This is a genomic window from Streptomyces sp. NPDC003691 (genome assembly GCF_053981115.1).
Genome location: NZ_JBSFNQ010000052.1, coordinates 41,812 through 58,506, shown reverse-complemented (window position 1 = coordinate 58,506; position 16,695 = coordinate 41,812). Strand labels below are relative to the sequence as shown.

At 73.4% G+C, this 16,695-nt stretch carries 14 protein-coding genes and 1 pseudogene; 13 read left to right on the top strand and 2 right to left on the bottom strand.

Annotated features, from left to right (window positions below; all coding sequences use genetic code 11):
- Nucleotides 1-82 precede the first annotated feature (82 nt).
- Both ACWDR0_RS23245 and ACWDR0_RS23240 read right to left on the bottom strand, forming a co-directional pair.
- Nucleotides 83-1,432, bottom strand: coding sequence for a M14 family metallopeptidase (locus ACWDR0_RS23245; protein WP_456353657.1), 1,350 nt, complete (start codon nt 1,430-1,432; stop codon nt 83-85).
- Between the two features lie 472 nt (nt 1,433-1,904).
- Nucleotides 1,905-3,599: a chitinase gene (locus tag ACWDR0_RS23240; protein WP_456353656.1), complete on the bottom strand. Its 1,695-nt coding sequence runs from the start codon at nt 3,597-3,599 to the stop codon at nt 1,905-1,907.
- A gap of 921 nt (nt 3,600-4,520) precedes the next feature.
- Here ACWDR0_RS23240 and ACWDR0_RS23235 point away from each other — a divergent pair.
- The 13 genes and pseudogenes from ACWDR0_RS23235 to ACWDR0_RS23175 all read left to right on the top strand — a co-directional run bounded on the left by ACWDR0_RS23235 (nt 4,521) and on the right by ACWDR0_RS23175 (nt 16,616).
- On the top strand, nt 4,521-5,387 hold the full coding sequence (locus ACWDR0_RS23235; protein WP_456353655.1) for a hypothetical protein: 867 nt from the start codon (nt 4,521-4,523) through the stop codon (nt 5,385-5,387).
- Between the two features lie 300 nt (nt 5,388-5,687).
- The gene (cpaB, locus tag ACWDR0_RS23230) at nt 5,688-6,401 is read left to right on the top strand and encodes a Flp pilus assembly protein CpaB (protein ID WP_456353654.1); all 714 of its coding nucleotides are present in this window, start codon (nt 5,688-5,690) and stop codon (nt 6,399-6,401) included.
- A gap of 7 nt (nt 6,402-6,408) precedes the next feature.
- Nucleotides 6,409-7,665: an AAA family ATPase gene (locus ACWDR0_RS23225; protein WP_456353653.1), complete on the top strand. Its 1,257-nt coding sequence runs from the start codon at nt 6,409-6,411 to the stop codon at nt 7,663-7,665.
- A gap of 104 nt (nt 7,666-7,769) precedes the next feature.
- Nucleotides 7,770-8,243, top strand: coding sequence for a TadE/TadG family type IV pilus assembly protein (locus ACWDR0_RS23220; protein WP_456353652.1), 474 nt, complete (start codon nt 7,770-7,772; stop codon nt 8,241-8,243).
- Nucleotides 8,240-8,722, top strand: a complete 483-nt coding sequence (locus ACWDR0_RS23215) for a TadE family protein (protein ID WP_456353651.1) — start codon at nt 8,240-8,242, stop codon at nt 8,720-8,722. Before ACWDR0_RS23220 ends, ACWDR0_RS23215 begins: the two co-directional genes overlap by 4 nt.
- Nucleotides 8,723-8,829: 107 nt before the next feature.
- Entirely contained in the window at nt 8,830-10,173 is a 1,344-nt protein-coding gene (locus tag ACWDR0_RS23210; RefSeq protein WP_456353661.1) for a CpaF family protein, read from the top strand.
- A gap of 211 nt (nt 10,174-10,384) precedes the next feature.
- Complete coding sequence (locus tag ACWDR0_RS23205) at nt 10,385-11,326, top strand: type II secretion system F family protein (RefSeq protein WP_456353650.1); 942 nt, start codon at nt 10,385-10,387, stop codon at nt 11,324-11,326.
- A 13-nt stretch (nt 11,327-11,339) separates the two neighbouring features.
- A complete protein-coding gene (locus ACWDR0_RS23200) occupies nt 11,340-12,230 on the top strand; it encodes a DUF5936 domain-containing protein (RefSeq protein ID WP_456353649.1) in 891 nt (296 codons plus the stop codon).
- A 398-nt stretch (nt 12,231-12,628) separates the two neighbouring features.
- Nucleotides 12,629-12,874, top strand: coding sequence for a hypothetical protein (locus ACWDR0_RS23195; RefSeq protein ID WP_456353660.1), 246 nt, complete (start codon nt 12,629-12,631; stop codon nt 12,872-12,874).
- 47 nt (nt 12,875-12,921) lie between these two features.
- A pseudogene (locus tag ACWDR0_RS23190) lies at nt 12,922-13,569 on the top strand (pilus assembly protein TadG-related protein); the annotation flags it as partial.
- A gap of 37 nt (nt 13,570-13,606) precedes the next feature.
- Nucleotides 13,607-14,251 (top strand): hypothetical protein, encoded by a 645-nt coding sequence (locus ACWDR0_RS23185; RefSeq protein ID WP_456353648.1) that lies wholly within the window; start codon nt 13,607-13,609, stop codon nt 14,249-14,251.
- Nucleotides 14,248-14,973: an OmpA family protein gene (locus tag ACWDR0_RS23180; RefSeq protein WP_456353647.1), complete on the top strand. Its 726-nt coding sequence runs from the start codon at nt 14,248-14,250 to the stop codon at nt 14,971-14,973. Before ACWDR0_RS23185 ends, ACWDR0_RS23180 begins: the two co-directional genes overlap by 4 nt.
- Before the next feature lie 203 nt (nt 14,974-15,176).
- Nucleotides 15,177-16,616 carry a hypothetical protein gene (locus ACWDR0_RS23175; RefSeq protein WP_456353646.1) on the top strand — a complete coding sequence of 480 codons (1,440 nt, stop codon included), beginning with the start codon at nt 15,177-15,179 and terminating at the stop codon, nt 16,614-16,616.
- Nucleotides 16,617-16,695 lie beyond the last annotated feature (79 nt).

Sequence of the window (16,695 nt, the reverse complement as noted above, 5' to 3'; positions counted from 1 at the left end):
GGGCCGTGCGTCGGCCCCGTACCCGCCCCGCCGTATCCGCCCCGGGGCGGGCCCGGACGGCCCGCCGCCGGTTACCGGCGGCTCAGCAGTACTGGGCCTCCTTGCCGATCGACCGGTACATGCAGTCAGAGTTCTCCAGCAGTTGCAGCACCGCGTCGCGGTTGCGGCTGGTCTCCCGCTCGATCACCTCGTCGGGCGGATAGAAACCGCCGCCCGAAGCGGTCCGCGGGAACAGTTCGAAGGTGTAGCCGAAGATCCGCTGGTTGCCCCAGAGCCAGTCGTCGATCGACCCGTCGGTGATGTAGAGGTCGCTGGCCTGCTGCGGGGTGAAGCCGTTGCTGGCCGCCATCTTCTGGCCGACGGCCGCGAAGGCGTTCCGGTCGTCCTGGGTCATACCGGGACCGGTGTCGGAGTAGGTGTAGCCGTAAGGCCAGAGCACCAGCTCGCTGTAGGTGTGGAAGTCGATACCGGTTTTGATCTGCTGCACCCCGCCGACGACCCGGCTGCGCACGAAGTCGGCGACGACCTTCACCTCGGGGGCGGACTCGGCGGCCCGGCCGCGGTAGGTGTCGGAGGAGGGGGTGGGGGAGGAGCCGTTGCAGCAGCCCCAGCGGTAGTTCCAGTTGCGGTTGAGGTCGGTGCCGACCGCGGTGGAACCGGTGTTGGGCTGGCGGTTCTTGCGCCACATGCGGTAGCTGCCGGTGGCGATGTCGTACTCGCTGCCGTCCGGGTTGATGCTGGGTATCACCCAGATCTCCCGGCCGTTGACGGCATTGGTGATCCGGGAGTCGGTGCCGTAGTCCTCGGCGAACTCGCGGAGCAGGTAGAGCGCCATCTCGACGGTGAGGTGCTCGCGCGCGTGCTGCTGGGAGGTGAACAGCACCTCGGGCTCGTTCTCGTCGGTGCCGACATTGTCGCTGATCTTGATGGCGACGATGTCCCGGCCCTGGTAGGTCCGGCCGATCACCCGCTTGCTCATGATGTTCGGGTTGGCGGCCACCCGCTGGTCGATCGCCGCCGTCATCTCCGCGTAGTTGTGGAAGCGGGAGTCCGCGGGCGGGAAGTCGAGGGGCCGGACATCGGCCCCGGCCGCCCGGGCGCCGGGCGCGGGCAGCGCGGTCAGCCCGTAGCCGAGCGACCGCAGTTTCTTCGCCTGGGCCGGGGTGGCGCTGACGACGACCGCCCGGGCGTCGACCTCGTCGATGGCGACGCCGGTGGCGGCGAGCGCGGTGCGCGCCGCCGCTCCGGTGACGTTCGCGACCTGGTACTGGGTGATGGTCTCGGCGGCCGCGGCGGCGGCCGCCGCCTTGTCGGCCTTGGGGTCGGGTGGCGCGGCGTTTGCGGTGAGGGGCGCGGTCAGCGCGATGGCCAGCAGGGCGGTGACCGCGGCGTTCCGTCTGCCACGGCCGCTGCCACGGATGCGTAGGCGCATGCTGTCTCCTGGGAGGTGGGGGTGGAACAGGTATGCGACGCCGGTGGTGCTCTGCGTGGGCACATGGTGGGCCCATGACATGGTCAGGTCAAGACGGCGTCCGGGGGCGGGCGGTGACCGCGGCGCGGGGAGGCGCCGGGACGGGGAGGTGCCGGACAGGCGCCGGGGCGCGAGGAGATGGCGACTGGCCCAGGAGCGGGCGGGGACGGCGGTGCATACGCCGGAGGCCCGGTCCGCGGGGGCGGACCGGGCCTCGGGAGTTCCTTTCGGATCGGGCCGGATCAGTGAGCCCGGCAGGATCCGGAAGAGACGGCCCGAACGCGCGACAGCGCCACCGGGACAGGTCGGTGGCGCTGCCGCTGGTGTCGTACGACCTTCGGCGTGGGGGTGGACGGTTCGTACGACTGGTTCGGGTGCCGCGGGTCCGGCCGGCTGCTACCGGTCCGGCCGGACCCTCCCGGTCGGGCCGGGGTTACGGAAGGGCGTCGACGTGCGGTCCGACGACGTTGGACCAGGCGTTGCCCGCGTGGGCGTCCCAGTTGATGGACCAGGTCATCGCGCCGCGCAGGGCGGGCCAGGGGGTGGTCGGCCGGTAGGTGCCGCAGCTGGTGCCCCGGGTGAGGCAGTCGAGCGCCGCGGTCACCGTGGACGGGGAGACGTAGCCGCCGCCCGCGCCGCGCGGCGAGGCCGGGACCCCGATGCCGACCTGGGACGGGTCGAGTCCGCCCTGGAGCTGGATGCAGGCGAGCGCGGTGAGGAAGTCCACCGAGCCCTGCGAGTAGACCCGGCCGTCGCAGCCGAGCATCGCGCCGCTGTTGTAGTACTGGGTGTTGACGACGGTAAGGATGTCCTTGACCGCCAGCGCCAGCTTGAAGTACTCGGTGCCGGTCGACTGCATGTCGATCGTCTGCGGGGCCATCGTCAGGACCATTCGCGGGCCCGCCTTGGCGGAGAGCTGGCGGAGGGCCTTGGTGAGGTAGGTCGAGTTGATGCCGTGTTCGAGGTCGATGTCGATGCCGTTGAAGCCGTACTCCTGGAACAGGGCGTAGGCGCTGTTGGCGAAGGCGGTCGCGGAGGCGTCGCTGTTGATGGTGACGTTGCCCAGCTCACCGCCGACGGAGATGATGACCGACTTGCCCGCGGCCCGCTTGGCCGCGATGTCCGACTTGAACTCGGCGACATTGGCGTAGCCGAGCGCGGAGCTGAGGTTGAAGGTCAGTTCGCCGGGCGTGGTGGTGGAGTCGGCGAAGGCGACCGCGATGATGTCGTACTGCGGGCTGACGTCGCGCAGCTTCTGCACCGTGGCGCCGTTGTTGAAGTTCTGCCAGTAGCCGGTGACCGCGTGGCGCGGGACCGTCGGGTTGATGTCCTCCAGCAGGGTGCGGACCGCGACCGGCGGGGCCGAGGCGGCCGACTCGCCCGCGGCGTTGGCCGCCGAGACCGTGAAGTTGTAGAGGGTGTTCGGGGTCAGCCCGCCGATGGTGGTGGAGGTCGTGGTGACGGTCTGGACCTTCACCCCGCCCCGGTAGACGTGGTACTGGGTGGCGCCGGGGGAGGCGTTCCAGCTCAGCGGGACCGTGGTGGTCGACGGCGAGCCCGCGGCGAGGCCCGTCGGGACGGTCGGGATCACCGGCGGCTCCTCGCCGCCACCGCCGCCGTCGGGACCGAAGACGCTCACGTCGTCTACGTAGTAGGCGGACTGGCCGTACCAGCCGTGGGTGTAGACCGTCACGGAGGTGGTGGAGGCGCCGGTCCGGAAGGTGGTGGAGAGCTGGTTCCACCCGGTGCCGCCCGGCGACCAGGTGGAGACGTCGGTGGTGCCGGTGCCGGTGGCGCCCAGATAGACGAAGCTGCCCTGGACATAGGCGCTCAGGGTGTACGTCGAGTTGGGCTTGACCGCCACGGACTGGCTGCACCGCGCGATGTCCGTGCCCGCCGGGGTGCCCTTGAGGGCACTCGCGCCGGTACGGACCGGGGTGGAGGTGGTCGCGCCGTTGCCTCCGGTACAGGTCCAGTTCGCGAGACCGGACTCGAAGCCGGGGTTCTTGGCGTTGTTGATGTCGGCGGCCTGCGCCGGAGCCGCGGTGCCGAGGACGGTGAGACCGGCGCCGACGGCGAGCGCCAGGGCTCCGCCGAGCCAGCTCCGCGGACGTCTGGTGAAGAGCACGTACTGCCTCCGAAGGTGTGGGGGTTGGAGGTACTCGGACGGTGCGTGGGTGGGGGGGATCCGTGGTGCGGGTGCCCGGGGGGACCCTGAAGGGCCGGGGCCGGACCGGTGGAACCGGAGAGTGCTGCCGGGCGCCGGCGGGGAACCGGCGTGAACCGAAGGAACCGAAGGAACCGAGAGAACCGGGGAACCGTAGAACCGAAGAACCAGGGAGAGCCGGAGGGAACGAGCGGGGAACCGTCCGGGTCCGGGAGGACCCGGAACGAACGGGCCGTGCGGAAAATGCGGAAACTGCGGAAACACAGGAGCAGCGGATGGTGCCGGTGCGCGAGTGGCGCATCCGCCGTTGGCGTAAAACTGGTCCAGACCAATGAGGTTGTCAAGACCTCTGTCAGCGATTCGCCGTTCCGGAGTCTCCCGGCCGCCCCGGCCACGACCGGCCGGGTCCCGCGCCGCCGGGGGCGATTTTCGGCCGAATCCTGGACGGGGTGCCGGAACCGGGGCCGAACGGCCCTGGTGCGGAAGGAGTTCCGGATGCCTGCGGCCCCCGGCCCGGCCCGGCGGTGCGCCGACCGCCCCGAACAGGGCCGAAGCCGGTGGATCGGTACCGGATTCACTGCTTTCGTACGGCCGTGTCCTGAGCGGAGCGTGCTCGGGGCGGGGCGGTGAGTTCCGGCGGGGTGTTCTCTGGCCCCCACCTCGTGGCTAAAGTGCTGATGCAGGAGCAGCAGGCAGTAACCGGCGGACGGTCGGCAGTCAGCAGGCAGGCGCACCGTCGGCAACAGGCAACAGGAACAGGCAACAGGCAGTAAGCAGGCAGTACGGAACCGCGGTCACGGATCCCCGTCGGCCGTTGTCGAACGGGGAACCAGCGTGCCGACCGCAATAGCTGTCACCAGCGCAGACCTGGTGCTACCGCCCATGGACCCGCATACACCGACGGCGGCCCCCCTTCCGTCCCCCGAGGAAGCCCCGCTGGACGACGCGATCCGCGCGGCCGGATTACTACTGGAGCAGTACGGCCATGTCGTCGTGGCGTACCCCGCGTCCCTCCCGGCCGCCCACCGGCGCCGGTTGCAGACCGTACGGTCCGTGCTGGAGACCGACCGGCTGGCCCTGGTCCCGCTGGAGCTGCCGCCGCTCGGCGCCGCCGTACTCGTCCGCCAGCTCCGCCAGCTGTCGATCTGCGACTTCGGCCCCGGTGTCGTCGCCTCCGCCGCCCGGCTGCTCTCCCACTACGTCTACGCCGGGGCGCTGCTGCACTCCGTGGCCAAACTCGACCGGGTGCCCGTCGGGCTGAAGTCGCACGCCAAATCGTGGGTACCCGGAGCCCAGTTCGCCGTACTGGCCGGCCCCACCCCCGAACTGATCAGGGTCGGCTCCGCGGACCGGGGCGCCGCGCCCCTGCTCACCGGGCCCGACTTCGCCACCCGGATGGTGATCGCCCGCGGACAGGCGCAGCCGGACTGGGTCACCGGCACCCTGGCGCCCGGCTGGCAGACGCAGGGCGTCGACGAGGTCCCGCTGCCCGCCGCCTCGGCGGACTGGTGGGGTACGCCCAAGCTGGTCGAGTTCGCCGCCTTCCTGCCCGATATCGCGATCCTCTACCAACTCGTCTCCTCGGTACGGCGGGAGACCTGCTCCTGGTGCGGCATCCAGCTCATCGGCGACCTCTGCGGATTCTGCGCCGCGCCCCCGGTACCGGCCGGGTCCGGCGGCCGGCCCCACGCCGACCAGGGGCGGTTCCTCCCTTCCGGGGTTCTGGGCCATGGAACTCCGGCAGGCTGATCCCGTACGCCTGCCCGGAGCGGGACCGCCGGCGCCGCGGGCCGCCGGGCCCCGTCCCCGCCGGTGCCGCCGTACCGGCGGCCCGGACCGTACCGGCGGCCCGGACCGTACCGGCGGCCCGGACCGTACCGGCGGCCCGGACCGTACCGGCGTCCGTACCGGCGTCCGTCCCGGCGGTGCGGCGGCCGGCGGACCGGCCCGTTCCGGGGACCCGGGCCCGTTCCGTACGTCCCGCTCCGCCCCGCTGCCGTCCTGCCCGCCGGCCCTTCTGCCCCTTCTGCGAACGAGGTTCCCCAGCTCATGAATTCACGCCAACGCCGAGGCGTCATCCTGCTCACGATCTCGGTCCTCTGCGCCCTGGCGGCCTTCGCCGGCGTGATCGCCGTCATCGGCGACGTGAATTCCAAGGTCGGCCCCGAGGTGACCGCGTACCGGGTGAAAACCGAGGTGGCGCCCTATACCGCGCTCCGCGCCGACCAGTTCGAGAAGACCAGCATCCCCGAGCGCTGGCTCTCGGAGAGCGCGGTCACCGACCTCGACGGCATCAGCGGCCGGATCGCCGTCACCACCCTGCGCAAGGGCTCCCTCCTCCAGGAGGACATGATCGTCAAACGGCCCGCGCTGGCCCCCGGCGAGCAGGAGATCGCGATCATGGTGGACGCGGCGACCGGGGTCGCCGGGAAGATCACCCCCGGTGATCTGGTGAATATCTTCGCCACCTTCGAGGGCCGCCGCGACAGCGACCCCGACGAGTCCCGGATCATCGTCTCCCGCGCCCGGGTCATCGACGTCGGACGGCTCACCCCGATCACCGCCAAGCGCGACGAGCGCCGGGACGCCGCCCGTGAGGCCGTCCCGATCACCTTCGCGCTGACCACCGCGGACGCCCAGCGGGTCGCCTACGCCGAGTCCTTCGCGGTGAACGTCCGGCTTGCCCTCCTCGCCAAGGGCGGCCCCGGCTCGCTCAAGCCCGGCGACAGCACGTACACCCTCGACGAAGACAAGAACAGGTGAGTGCCGGATGACCACTCGCATCCTCCCGGCCGTGGGCGACCCGGACGCCGCCCGCGCCCTCACCTCCCTGCTCGGCCAGCTGCCCGGCGCCGAGCCCGCGCTCCCGGTCGCCGACTCGACGGCCCTGCTCGACCTGCTGGCCCGGCTGGCCGCCGAATCCCTCGACGAACTGCCCGAGGTGGTCCTGGTCCACGAGCGGATCGGACCGGTCCCGGCGCTGGAGCTGATCCGGGAGGTCGCACTCCGCTTCCCCGCAGTCGGGGTCGTCCTGGTCACCGTGGACGCGGGCCCCGGCCTCTACTCGGCCGCGATGGACTCCGGCGCGCGCGGGCTGATCGGGCTGCCGGTGGCGTACGACGAACTGGCCCAGCGGGTGCAGTCGGCGGCCAACTGGTCCACCGGTGTACGGCGGCATCTCGGGCATTCCTCCGCCGAACTGGTCGCCGGGGCCGGCGGGCGGCTGGTCACCGTCAGCGGTGCCAAGGGCGGGGTCGGGACGACGGTCACCGCCGTACAGCTGGCGCTGGCCGCGCGGGCCTCCGGGCGGAGTGTCGCCCTGGTCGACCTCGACCTCCAGTCCGGTGACGTCGCCTCCTACCTCGATGTCCAGTTCCGGCGTTCGATCGCCGACCTGGCGGCCATCCAGGACATCACGCCCCGGGTGCTCCAGGACGCCCTCTTCGCCCACCAGACCGGGATCGGGCTGCTGCTGGCCCCCTCCGACGGCGAGCGCGGCGAGGACGTCGGGGACCGGGCCGTACGCCAGATCCTCGGCGCCCTGCGCGGCCGCCACGAGGTCGTGGTGGCCGACTGCGGCACCCAGATGACCGGCGGCAACGCGGCGGCCGTCGAAATGGCCGACACCACCCTGCTGGTGACCACCCCGGACGTGGTGGCTGTCCGGGCGGCCAAGCGGATGGTCCGGCTCTGGGACCGGCTCCAGATCCGCAAGGCCGAGGACACCGTCGTGGTGGTCAACCGGCACACCCGGTCCACCGAGATCCAGCCGCCGCTGATCGAACGGATCACCGGCACCCGGGTCGCCGCCTCGACGGTGCCCGCGGGCTTCAAGGAGCTCCAGCCGGTGATCGACGCGGGCCGGATGCAGGATCTGGAGGCCCGGTCGGCGGTGAAGCAGGCGCTCTGGGCGCTCGCCGGGGAGCTGGGCCTGGTCCGCGCCCCGGAAGGGGCCGTACCGCAGAAGGCGGGCCGGTTCCGCGGCGACCGCGGGTCGATCGGGCTCCGGCGGGGACGGTCGCGGTGAGCGGCCGCGGGGCGCCGTCGCGGACCGGACGGGGTACGGGCGCCGGGCGGTACGGGCCGGAGGGGTACGGAGCCGAGCGGTACTCAACCGGGCGGTACGGGCCGGTGCGTGGCGGGGGCCGCCGGGGTACGGCGCGGCCGCGCGCCGTACCGGAAGCGCCGGGTGACCGTGCTCTGCCGGGCGCGGTACGGGGCTGCTGGCTGCCGGGGGCGGCTCGGCGGTACGGCGACCGGGGCCAGGCCGTCATCGAGTTCACCGGCACCATTCCGGTGATCCTGGTGACCGTCGGGCTGCTCTGGCAGGCGGCCCTCACCGGCTACACCTTCTCCCTCGCCGGGAACGCCGCCGACGAGGGCGCCCGGGCGGGCGCCGTGGGCGGCGCGTCCGCCTGCGCCACCGCCGCCCGCCGCGCCCTGCCCGGCTCCTGGCAGGGCGCCGACGTCGACTGCGGCCCCTCGGGCGAGCTGTACCGGGCGAAGGTACGGCTCCGGGTCCCCGCGTTCCTCCCCGGCGGCCCCGACCTCCCGATCCCGGTCACCGGCGACGGCGCCGCCCTCGACGAACGGAGCGAGCGGTGACGGCGCGGCGGACGGGCCACGGGCACCCGGCCCCTGCCCGGTCGCGGCGCTCCGGCGCCCCGCCCGGACCCGCCGGGGACCGTGCCCCGTACCGCCCCGCCGGGGACCGCGCCCCGCGCCGCCCCGCCGGGGACCGGGGGCAGGCCGCGGTCGAGTACGCCGGGGTGCTCGCGCTCCTGGTCTTCGTCGCGCTCGCCGCCATCCAGACCGGGCTGGTCGCCTACACCGCCCAGCAGGCCGGTACCGCCGCCCGCGCCGCCGCCCGGACCGAGGCCACCGAGGACGGCGCCGGGCGGGGCCCCGCCGCCGGGCGATCAGCGATCAGCGGCTGGCTGGCCGACGGCGCCCGCTTCGACCCCGGCGGCTGCTCCGGCGAGGACGACGAGGTCTCGGTGACCGCCGTCGTCGAGGTGCCGTCGCTGCTGCCGGTCTTCGACTTCGACCCGGCGGTACGGACGGTGACCATGCCCTGCGACTGATGCCGTGCCACCGCCCCCCCGCTGCCCTCCACCGCCACCCCGCCCCACCCGGACCGCCGCACCACCTCAACGCACCACCTCACCGCACCACCTGGGAGTTGACAGACATGAGCCTGCGGGCGCGCATCGGCAGCCCCGAACCGGCCGACGGCCGGGGGGAGGTGGGCCGTCTGGTCGCCGTCTACCGTGCCAAGCTGCTGGAGGAGATCGACCTCGCGGAGATGTCCGCCCTCGCCGCGGGCGACCGGCGGGTCCGGCTGGAGCGGGTCCTCGGACACATCATCAGCCGCGAGGGCCCGGTGCTCTCCACCGCCGAACGCGCCCGGCTCATCCGGCGGGTGGTCGACGAGGCCCTGGGCCTCGGCATCCTGGAACCGCTGCTGGAGGACGCCTCGGTCAGCGAAATCATGGTCAACGGGCCGGAACAGGTCTATGTCGAGCGGGCCGGGAAGCTCGAACTGCTGCCGATGCGGTTCTCCTCCACCGAACAGCTGATGCAGACCATCGAGCGCATCGTCTCCACCGTCAACCGGCGGGTCGACGAGGCCAACCCCATGGTGGACGCCCGGCTGCCGTCCGGCGAGCGGGTGAATGTCATCATCCCCCCGCTCTCCCTCAGCGGCCCCGTCCTCACCATCCGCCGCTTCCCGCGCACCTTCACCCTGGCCGAGATGATCGGCATCGGTTCGCTGGACGAGCAGATGACCCTGTTGCTCGCCGGGTTCGTCCGGGCCAAGTTCAATGTGATCGTCTCCGGCGCCACCGGCACCGGGAAGACCACCCTCCTCAACACCCTCTCCGGGCTGATCCCGGACGGCGAACGCATCGTGACCATCGAGGACTCCGCCGAACTCCGGCTCCAGCAGAGCCATGTGATCACCCTGGAGAGCCGGCCGCCGAACGTGGAGGGCAAGGGCCGGGTCACCATCCGCGACCTCGTCCGCAACTCGCTCCGGATGCGCCCCGACCGGATCATCGTGGGAGAGGTCCGCGGCGGCGAGACCCTCGACATGCTCCAGGCGATGTCCACCGGCCACGACGGCTCCCTCGCCACCGTCCACGCCAACAGCGCCGAGGACGCCCTGATGAGGCTCCAGACACTGGCCTCGATGTCCGAGGTCGAGATCCCCTTCGCGGCCATCAAGGACCAGATCAACAGTGCCGTGGACGTGATCGTCCAGCTCACCCGGCACGGGGACGGCTCCCGCCGGGTCACCGAGATCGCGGTGGTCGACTCCCACGGCCGGGAGGACTACCGCATCGTCTCCGTCTGCCGCTTCGACGCCCGGCCGATGTCGGCCGACGGCCGGGTGCACGGCCGGTTCGTCTACCACCCGGTGCCGCGCCGGGTCGCCGAACGGCTCCATCTGCGGAACGAGGTGCTCCCGCTGGTCTTCGGGGTGGCGGAGAGCGAGGCGCAGCTCGCCGTACGGGGGACGAGGGCCCTGTGAACCCGGTCCGGTACGACCCCACCGCCCCGGGCCCCCGGTCCGCTCCTGCCCCAGCGGTCTCCGTCCCCGGCTCCCGGCCCGCCCCGGCCCCGGCGGCCCCCGCTCCCGTCCGCGTTCTCCGGCCCGCCCCGGCCCCCGAGCCCGCCGCCCGGGCCACCCCTGTCTCCGCCCCCGCCCCCGACCCCGCCGACGCAGAAGGTGCCCGCCCCCGATGAACACCCCCACGCTCCTCAGCCTCGTGGCCGTCCTGCTCGCGGGGGTCGCCGGTGTGGCCGGGGTCCACCACTGGTCGGCCGGCCGGGCCCAGTTGCACGCGCTCGTCGAGCGCATGTCCCAGACCGGCCCGGGCCCCGAACGGACCGGCCGGCGCCGCCGGTTCCCCGGGGTGGACCGCCGGATCCGCCGCACCCGCTTCGGCCGCCGGCTGGAACGCCGGATCCGCACCACCGGCCTCGACATCACCCCCGGCGAGTACGTGGTGGCCGCCGCCGCCCTGCTGGTGCTGGTCTACGCGGTCGTCGCGGCGGTCTTCACGCCCTTCTTCGGCGTGCTGGCCGCCCTCGCCGCGGTCTGGGGCGCCGAATCCTTCCTCGGCTGGCAGCAGGCCAAGCGGACCGAGGCCTTCATCAACCAGCTGCCGGAGCTGGCCCGGGTGCTGGCCAACGCCACCCAGGCCGGGCTCGCGCTCCGTACCGCCCTCGCCATGGCCGCCGACGAACTGGACGATCCGGCGGGCGCCGAACTCGGACTGGTCGCCGACCGGCTCGCCGTCGGCCAGAGCCTCGACGACGCGCTCGCCGAACTCGGCGAACGCCTGCCCTCCCGCGAACTCGTCGTCCTCGTCACCACCCTGGTCCTCGCCAACCGGGCCGGCGGCCAGGTCGTCAGCTCCCTCCGGAACCTCACCCAGACCCTGGAGGAGCGGAAGGAGACCCGCCGCGAGGTCACCACGATGCTCTCCCAGATCAAAGTCACCGCCTTCGCCGTCCCGCTCCTCGGCTTCGGCTTCCTGCTGATGATCAACGGCATGGCCCCCGGCGCCCTCGACGAGATGACCGGCTCGGTCACCGGCCAGCTCGCCACCCTGGTCGCCGTCGGCCTCTATGTCCTCGGCGGACTGCTGATCCGCCGCATCTCCCGCATCCAGGTCTGAAAGGGGACCGACGATGACCGGACTGCTGCTCGCCGTACTCCTCGGACTCTCCGTGTACGGGGTCTTCCACGGCATCCGCATGTACCGCGCCGACGCCAAGCTCCCCGGGGACCTGGTCCTCGCCCTGGAGGTCGGCGCCACCCGCACCACCGCCGTCGGCTCCGGCATCGACCGGCTCGGGATGCGCTACGCCCCCGCCGTACTCAGCACCATGGGCCCCAAACGGGTCGACGCGCTGCGCCGCAGGCTCGACGCCGCGGGCAACCCCGGCGGACTGACCGTCGACCGCTACGCCGCCCGCCGGGCCGTCTACGGCGGACTCGGGCTGCTCGCCGCCCTCTCCATGCTGCTGCGCGGCGAGTACCTGGTCGCGATCCTGGCCCTGGTCTTCGGGCTCACCTGGACCGATGTGATCATCCGGGCCGCGATCCGCCGCCGCCGTGCCGATATCGAGCGCACCCTCCCCGACTTCCTCGATGTCCTCGCGGTCGTCGTCTCCGCCGGGCTCGGCTTCCGGCAGGCGCTGGAGCGGGTCGCGGAGAAGTACCGGGGACCGTGGGCCGACGAGATCCGGATCACCCTGCGCCAGATGGATATGGGCGTCAGCCGCCGAGAGGCCTTCGACCAACTGCGCAGACGCAATGACAGTGAGCAGGTGTCGATGTTCGTCACCGCGCTCCAGCAGGGCGAGGAGCTGGGCGCGCCGATCGTGGACACCCTGATCCAGATCGCCAACGACATGCGCCGTACGGATGCCCAGAATGCCCGGCGGGACGCGGCCCGGGCGATCCCCAAGGCCACCCTCGTGGTCACCCTGGTGATGCTCCCGGCCACGATGATCCTGATCATCATGAGCTTCTACTACGGCTCCGGGGTCGACTTCGCCGATGTGCTCGGAGGCTGACGAATTGACCCCAAAGTCTTTGCTTTCGCAATTAGTTGTGGGACATTCGACGGCGGACCCCGGGATGCCCGGCGGTCCGTGCGCCACCCCGGCGACGGGGGCGGGCGGCCGGGAGGAGGACCCCGTGGGAACAGCGTTCCGGCCGGAGCCGGACCCGCCGCGGAGGTCCGGCGGCCGGCCCCTTCCCGACCCTGGCCGAAAATCACCGCCGGTGCCCGACTTCGGCCCGGTGCCGGGATGTTGGTGCCCAGGCCCCCTTCGCAACCGAATCGCCGCGTCATACAGTGCTCGCGAGGCCGTCCGTACGGACCGCGAGGAAGCCGTCACGGCGGGTGGTGTCATGGACCGGTACAAGCCGGGCGGGTGTCGTGCCGCCGCCGGCGCCGAAGGGGTAGACGATGTCGAACGTGACGCTGAAGGCCGTGGTCGAGGCCCGGGTGCGGCTCCGGGCCTGGACGGCCGTACGGGCCGAGGCGCTGAAGGAGCGGCGCGACCGGGGACAGGGCGCGGTGGAGTACGTGGGCGTGATCGTGCTGGTCGCGATCATCATCGCCGCGGTGGCGGGTTCGGGCGTCGGCGACGATATCGCCAACGGCCTGAAGGCGCAGGTGCAGAAGGTGCTGAACACCGGCGGCGGGAAGTAGCCGCGGCGGGCGTCCGGGACGGATCGCGCGACCGGGGCCAGGCGGTCCCCCTCTATATCGCCATGGTGGCGCTGGTCCTCTTCGCCGCCCTGGCGTTCTTCGTCGTGGGGCAGGCGGGCGCCGTCCGCAACGGCGCCCGGTCCGCGGCGGACGCGGCCGCGCTGGCCGCCGCCCAGGAGTCCCGCGACCGGGTCGGGGACGACCTGTGGACCCTTCCCCTCGACCCGGACCTCCTGCGGCGGATCTTCGGCGGGGACTTCACCGGCCCCTCGGGCGCGGCCTGCGACGCCGCCGCCGCGCTCGCCGCGCGGAACAAGGGCACCGTCGAACGGTGCGGTCCGCTCGGCGACGGCCGCTGGGGCTTCGCCGTCGAGGTGCTCTCCGTGAACCCGGTCGGCGAATCCGTCGTCCCCGGCACCGGAAGCGCCCGGGCCCGCCAGTCGGCCACCGCGGTCGTGGAGCCCCGCTGCACCTTCGAAGCCGCCCCCGCGCCGACCCCCTCCCCGACGCCCCCGGAGGACACCGATCCGGACCCGGGGCCGAGCGCCCCGCCCGGCGAGGGCGAGGAGCCTCCGGATCCGCCGCCCCTCGGCGACCTCCGCTGCGACGACGGCGACTTCACGATCGACCCCGAGCGCCCGGACGACTTTCCGGCGATGTCCGACCTCTTCACCGTACGGCTCGCCGAGGACTGACCGGACTGACCGTGAACCGACATGAAGGAAAGCACTGATGAGGACCCGGCACGGAGCAAGCCCCCAGGGAGCGGCCCGAACGGCCCGATCGGCCGCCGCCGCGGCCCTGGCCGCCGCGGCGCTGATGTTCTCCCTCACCGCCTGCGGCAGCGGTGACGAGCCCGACCGCAAGGCCTCGGACTCCGCACCCGCGGGCAGCAGTTCGGACCAGCCCGGACAGCAGGACGGCGGCACCGGCGACAGCGGCGCCCCGACCGGCGACGGCGGTACGACGGGCGGCGACCAGGCGCCCCTGGCGACCGTCAAGGGCAGCAACGGCTTCGAAGTCGTCTACGCCACGGCGAAACGCGACGACGGCGGCTATCTGACGCTCACCGGCGCCATCCGGAACAGCAGCGGCAAGTCCCAGTTCGCCCCCCTCCAGTGGAGCGGCCAGGAGAGCCAGGTCAAGCAGACCGGGCCGTCGCTGGCCGGGATGACGCTGGTCGACAAGGCGGGCAAGAAGCGGTACTACGTGCTCCGCGACACCGACGGCAATCCTCTGACCACCACCGGCCTCAGCACCATGCAGCCCGGCCAGAGCCTCGACTTCTTCGCCCAGTACCCCGCGCCGCCCGCGGGCACCAAGTCCGTCGACGTCCTGCTGCCCCTGATGCCGACCGCGACGATCGGGCTGTCATGACGCGCCCCCAGCGCCCCCCGCGCCCTTCGCATCCGGCTCGCCGGTTGCCCCGCCCCGCCGCGGCCGTGACGCTCGCCGCGCTGCTCCTGGTCACCGGGGTGCAGTGGGGCGGCGCACCGGCCGTATCGGCCGACGAGACCCCGGGTGCGCCCGTGCCGGGCGCCGCCGGATCCGCCCCGGAGCCGCCGAAGGTCGACACGGACGACCCCGGGCTCAAGATGCGCGACGGGGCGACCCTGGCCGCCCCCCGGGTCCTCGACATCGTGTCGATCGTGGAGACCGAGGGCGGTGAGGAGCGGCGCGAGGAGACCACCACCTCCCTCACTCTCGCGCTCCAGGCCGAAGTGCTGTTCGGCAGGAACAGCTCCGTTCTCGGCCCGCAGTCCGCGGGCCGGATGGCGGCCATCGCCGCCGAGATCCGCCGCAACCGGCCCGGCAAGGTGCGGATCTTCGGGTTCACCGACAACCTCGGGACCTACGAGCACGGCATGAAGCTCTCCAAGGAGCGCGCCGACGCCGTCCACCGGGTGCTCAGCTCCCGGCTGGACAACCCGAACACCACCTACGAGGTCCGCGGCTACAGCGAGGACTACCCGATCGCCGACAACGCGACGGAGGAGGGCCGCCGGAAGAACCGCCGGGTGGAGATCACCTTCCCGACGGGCGCCCGGAGCACCTCCGGCAGCGAGGCCGGGACCGGGTCCGGGGACCTGTCGGGCTGACCCGGGGGCGCCGGACCGGACCCGGGGCCCGGCCCCGGGTCGTCCGGCCGTACATTCGAAAGAAGCCGGGTCCGCTGTACGCTGCGGGCCGGTCGCCCGGCCGGACGCGCCGGGCCCGGGGACCTGTTGGCGAGGGTGTCGGTCGTCGACCGAATGGGCTGAGGAGCGGACGGATGGGGCCGGGCCGGGCGGGGAGGGCGGCGGTGCCGTCCGCGGGAACGGACTCCGGAGCGCGCCGGGACCCGGCGGTCCGCGGGAATCCGGCGCGGCCCGCGGTCCGGTCCTGGCACCCCCGCCGTCCGTCGCCGCGGACCGTCCGGCGCGCCCTGCGCGCCGTCGCGCTGCTGCTCTGCGGGTCCGTCTCCGCGGTCCTGCCGGTCCCGGCCGCCGCCGCCGACGACGGGGCCGCCCGGGTCGCGGAGGCGTACGAGCCCGCCCGGGACGCCCGCCCCGTCACCGGCGCCGCCTCGGGCAACGGGCCCCTGCTGACCCCGGGGACGTACACCGACACCATCGCGGCGGGGGAGCGCAAGACCTACCGGATCCGGCTCGACGGCGCCTCCAACGCCTATGTCTCGGCGGTGCTCGCCCCGCCGCCGGGCGCCCGGGTCGGCGCCTCCGAGGGCATCCGGATCTCCCTGGGCTCGCCGGGCGGCGCCTCCTGCAGCGACGGCACCGACATCACCTTCGGCAGCTCCGGCGCCCGGCCGGTCGCCGACTACGCGACCCGGCGGATCGGTCCCGGCCGGGAGTGCCAGGAGCCCGGCGTCTACGAGTACGCGGTGGAGGGACTCGGCGGCACCGGCACCGACACCGGCTCGGGGGAGCAGGGTGCGGAGGCGGGCGCCCGCAGCGCGCCCGTGGAGCTGCGGTTCATGCTGGAGCCCGGACTGCGCGGGGGCGAGGAGATACCGCCGCCCGCCGGCTCCTACGAGACCCGGACCTCCGGCTGGCCCACCGGTGCGGCCCGGACCGCGGACGGCGGCTCCGGCTTCAACGACGCGCCGGCCACCGGTCACGGTGTCTGGCGGACCGAACTCGCCCCCGGCGAGACCCGGTTCTACCGGGTGCCCGTGGACTGGGGACAGCAGCTCTTCCTCGACGCGGCCCGCACCGGCCGGGGCGGCGGCGAAGGACTGCGGATGACGGTCTTCAACACGGCCCGCGGCTTTGTCCAGAGCGCCGAGACGGCCCGCTCCGGCCGGGCGCTCTCGCTGGCCACCGCCCCCGTCGCGTTCGGCAACCGGACCTCCGACCGGAACGAGATCGGCGCGATGCGCTTCGCCGGCTGGTACTTCGTCCGGCTCACCCGCGACGGCGGCGACGGCGGCGGGGGTACGGAGCAGGGCCCGGCCCCGGTGACGCTGCGGGTCGCCGTCACCGGCGACGCCCGTCCCGCCCCGCCGTACGCGGCCGATCCCCTGGCCGCCGGGTTCGGCGTCACCGCCGCCGACCGCCGGGCGGCCGGCACCGGGCTGACCGAACGGCAGACCGACCGCCGGGAGGCCCTGCGGACGGTCGCCTTCACCGCCTTCGGCTTCGGTACGGCACTGCTGGCCGTACTCGTCGTCTGGACCGTCCTGCTCCGCCGCTCCCTCGCCCGCGCGGCGGCCGCCCGCTCCCCGTGGGAACCCGTGCCCTGAGGTGTATCCGCAGAGCCGCCGCACAGCCCGGCCTTGTCCGGGACGCCCGGCACCCCCAGCCCGCAGCCCTCCCGGCGGG